We start from the raw sequence: 3,664 nt of genomic DNA, 5'->3' as shown, positions 1-3,664 counted from the left end.
GGGGTCGGTTCCGGCTGAGGGCGAAATGACACCCTAAGCGTTAGCTCTGTGTCGTTGCACGATGTCAGCGACGGTATTCTTGCTGATACCGAGCTCGCGTGCGATCCAGCGATAGCTGCGTCCCTCGGCCCTCATCGCAACCACCTTAGGCAAAAGTCGGTCTGATTTTGGTCGCACTCCGGCCTGACGACCAAGCCTCTTACCACGTGCCTTCGCAACAGCAAGGCCTGACTTGACCCGCTCGCTGATGAGATCCCGCTCAAACTCCGCAATGCCGGAAAGAAACGTCGCCAGCATTCGTCCATACGGCGACGAAAGATCGAACGCCATTCCATTCATGGCTATCACGGAAACCTTCCAGTTCTCCAGTTCACGTAGCGTATTGAGCAGATCGAGCGTCGAGCGCCCCCACCGGGAAAGCTCAGTGACCAGGATTGCATCAATTTGTCTGGACTGGGCAAGCGCCAGGACTTTCTTTCGCTCGGCCCGGTCGAGTTTAGTTCCTGAACCTGTTTCCTTAAATATTCCCACCACGTCGTAGCCGGCACAGCCGGCGAAGGCTCGCAGATCAAATTCCTGGCGTTCACAAGACTGATCCGCTGTTGAAACCCGGCAGTAAATGGCGGCACGATGTCCCAATTGAACCCTCCTGGATTTTTGTATCGGAACGCCCTGATTTATATGGGCTGGCTGTTGTCCAAAACAGACTATACTTCAAAAGGGACGAATTTGTATGTCACGACGCCATATTTTCACCGAACGGCAGCGAGCAGCGCTGTTCGATCTGCCCACGGACGAACTGTCGCTACTGAAGTTCTACACGCTGGGCGATGATGACCTGGAAAACATTAGGCAGCGCCGCAGACCGGAAAACAGGATTGGCTTTGCCCTGCAACTTTGTGCCTTACGATATCCGGGCCGTGCACTGGCTCCTGGTGAGATGATCCCGCGTGAAGTCCTTTCCTTCGTCGGTGCTCAGCTTGGAGTTCCGGCTGATGCGCTTCTCACTTATGCCACACGGCGCCAAACCCGTCAGCAGCACATGGACACGCTGCGCGAAATTTACGGCTACAAGACCTTCACGGGCCGTGGTGCCCGTGATCTGCGGGAGTGGACTTTCGGCCAGGCCGAAGATGCCAGATCAAACGAGGATCTTGCTCATCGTTTTATTGTGCGGTGTCGGGAAACTTCCACCATTCTGCCCGCAGTATCGACAATCGAGCGCTTGTGCGCGGATGCTCTGGTCGCCGCTGAGCGGCGGATTGAAACGCGGATTGCGGAAAATTTAACAGCGGATGTTCGCGATCACCTGGACAAACTTCTGAGTGAAATGCTCGCCGGCAATATCAGTCGTTTCATCTGGCTTCGCAACTTCGAGGTTGGTAACAACTCGGCTGCTGCTAACCGTTTGCTCGACAGGCTCGAATTTCTGCGTACCCTGAATATCAATCATAGTGCTTTGGCCAGCATACCTGCCCATCGCATTGCCCGGCTGCGTCGGCAGGGTGAACGCTACTTCACCGACGGTTTGCGTGACATCACTTCGGACCGCCGCTGGGCGATCCTTGCCGTCTGTGTTGTGGAGTGGGAAGCGGCGATTGCTGATGCCATAGTCGAAACCCATGACAGGATCGTAGGAAAAACCTGGCGGGAAGCGAAGCGCCAGCATGACGAAACAATTTCCGGCTCTAAAGCCACACTCACGGATACGATCCGTACCTTCACCGCGCTGGGAGCTTCGTTGCTTGAGGCCCGCAGTGACGGAACCCCGCTGGAGATGGCTGTCGCCAGTTCGGTTGCATGGGACCGGCTCGCTCAACTGGTAGCGACAGGGACTCAACTCAGCAACACGCTAGCCGATGAGCCTCTTGCATATGTCGGGCAGGGATACCATCGCTTTCGTCGTTATGCGCCCCGCATGTTGCGCTGTCTGAAGCTCGAAGCCGCGCCGGTCGCCGGACCATTGGTAGCAGCAGCTTTGTCGATCGGAGAGATGAAAGGTGTTGCATCGCCAGAAAGGCGTTTCCTGCGGCCCAGCTCCAAATGGAACCGTCATTTACGAGCTCAGGAAAAAGGAGATACCCGTCTTTGGGAAGTGGCGGTACTCTTTCACCTCCGGGATGCTTTTCGTTCCGGAGATGTCTGGCTCGCTCATTCGCGCCGCTATGGTGACCTCAAGCAGGTACTGGTGCCGATGATCGCGGCGCAGGAAAATGCAAAACTGGCCGTGCCTTCCAACCCACAGGATTGGCTGGCAGACAGAAAGGCGCGACTCACGATCGCTCTTAAGCGGCTGGCCCGGGCTGCCCGTAACGGCACTATTCCGCACGGTAGCATAGAAGATGGAACGTTGCGGATCGACAGGTTGACAGCAGACGTGCCGGATGGTGCCGAGGCACTCATACTGGATCTGTATCGCCGAATGCCGTCCGTTCGGATTACCGACATGCTGCTTGAAGTTGATGCAGCCCTTGGTTTCACAGATGCGTTTACCCATCTGAGAACCGGGGCTCCATGTCGCGACCGGATCGGTCTGCTCAACGTCCTGCTCGCTGAAGGGCTCAATCTGGGCCTGCGTAAGATGGCGGAAGCTACAAACACGCATGATTACTGGCAGCTCTCACGCCTTGCCCGCTGGCATGTTGAAAGCGAAGCCATGAACCAGGCATTGGCAATTGTGGTGGCCGCGCAGGGTAAACTGCCGATGTCACGCGTCTGGGGGATGGGCACGTCAGCATCGAGCGATGGTCAGTTTTTCCCGACAGCGCGGCATGGCGAAGCCATGAACATGGTCAATGCCAAATATGGTTCTGTTCCCGGCCTCAAAGCGTATACTCACGTAAGCGACCAGTTCGCGCCATTCGCTTGTCAGTCGATCCCGGCGACCGTGAGCGAGGCACCGTATATTCTCGATGGACTACTGATGAACGAGGTCGGTCGCCATGTTCGCGAACAGTATGCCGATACAGCAGGATTCACCGACCATTTGTTCGGAGCCAGTAGCCTGCTCGGCTACAATCTCGTTCTGCGAATCAGGGATCTGCCATCGAAGCGGTTGTACGTATTTAATCCCGATACGACCCCCAGGGAGTTACGCAAGTTGGTAGGTGGAAAAGCCCGGGAGGATCTTATCGTTGCGAACTGGCCTGATATTTTCCGTTGTGCCGCGACGATGACCGCTGGCAAAATCAGGCCCAGCCAACTCCTGCGCAAGCTCGCTTCTTACCCACGACAAAACAACCTTGCAGTTGCGCTTCGTGAAGTTGGTCGTATTGAACGGACCCTTTTCATTATTGAGTGGATCCTGGATACGGACATGCAGCGGCGTGCTCAGATCGGTCTTAACAAGGGAGAGGCCCACCATGCGCTCAAAAATGCGCTCCGTATCGGGAGGCAGGGGGAAATTCGCGATCGCACGACAGAGGGGCAGCACTACCGAATCGCTGGGCTCAATTTATTGACTGCGGTGATCATTTACTGGAATACCGTCCATCTTGGTCATGCCGTCACGGAGCGGCGGAACGAAGGGTTGGATGTTCCCCCTGAATTTCTTCCCCACATATCCCCATTGGGCTGGGCGCACATTCTACTGACTGGCGAATATCTTTGGCCCAAGGAACCGAAAGCTTAGGGTGTCATTTCGCCCTCAGCCGGAACCGACCCC

At 56.1% G+C, this 3,664-nt stretch carries 2 protein-coding genes; one reads left to right on the top strand and one right to left on the bottom strand.

Going from position 1 to position 3,664, the window contains the following annotated elements; all coding sequences use genetic code 11:
• Positions 1–33: 33 nt before the first annotated feature.
• Positions 34–639: a recombinase family protein gene (locus tag K2184_RS28825; RefSeq protein ID WP_000509965.1), complete on the bottom strand. Its 606-nt coding sequence runs from the start codon at positions 637–639 to the stop codon at positions 34–36.
• A gap of 94 nt (positions 640–733) precedes the next feature.
• Here K2184_RS28825 and K2184_RS28820 point away from each other — a divergent pair, with 94 nt between their 5' ends.
• Entirely contained in the window at positions 734–3,631 is a 2,898-nt protein-coding gene (locus K2184_RS28820) for a Tn3-like element Tn5403 family transposase (protein WP_001553819.1), read from the top strand.
• Positions 3,632–3,664 lie beyond the last annotated feature (33 nt).

This window comes from Klebsiella sp. K5-306, from assembly GCF_051835185.1.
GTDB classification, from domain to species: domain Bacteria; phylum Pseudomonadota; class Gammaproteobacteria; order Enterobacterales; family Enterobacteriaceae; genus Klebsiella; species Klebsiella oxytoca.
The sequence above is the reverse complement of the archived record's forward strand: the minus strand, read 5'-3'. Positions and strand labels throughout refer to the sequence as shown.

Bases quoted from the DNA above. Each gene is read 5' to 3' on its own strand.
- K2184_RS28820 (WP_001553819.1), top strand. From the start codon at position 734: ATGTCACGACGCCATATTTTCACCGAACGGCAGCGAGCAGCGCTGTTC.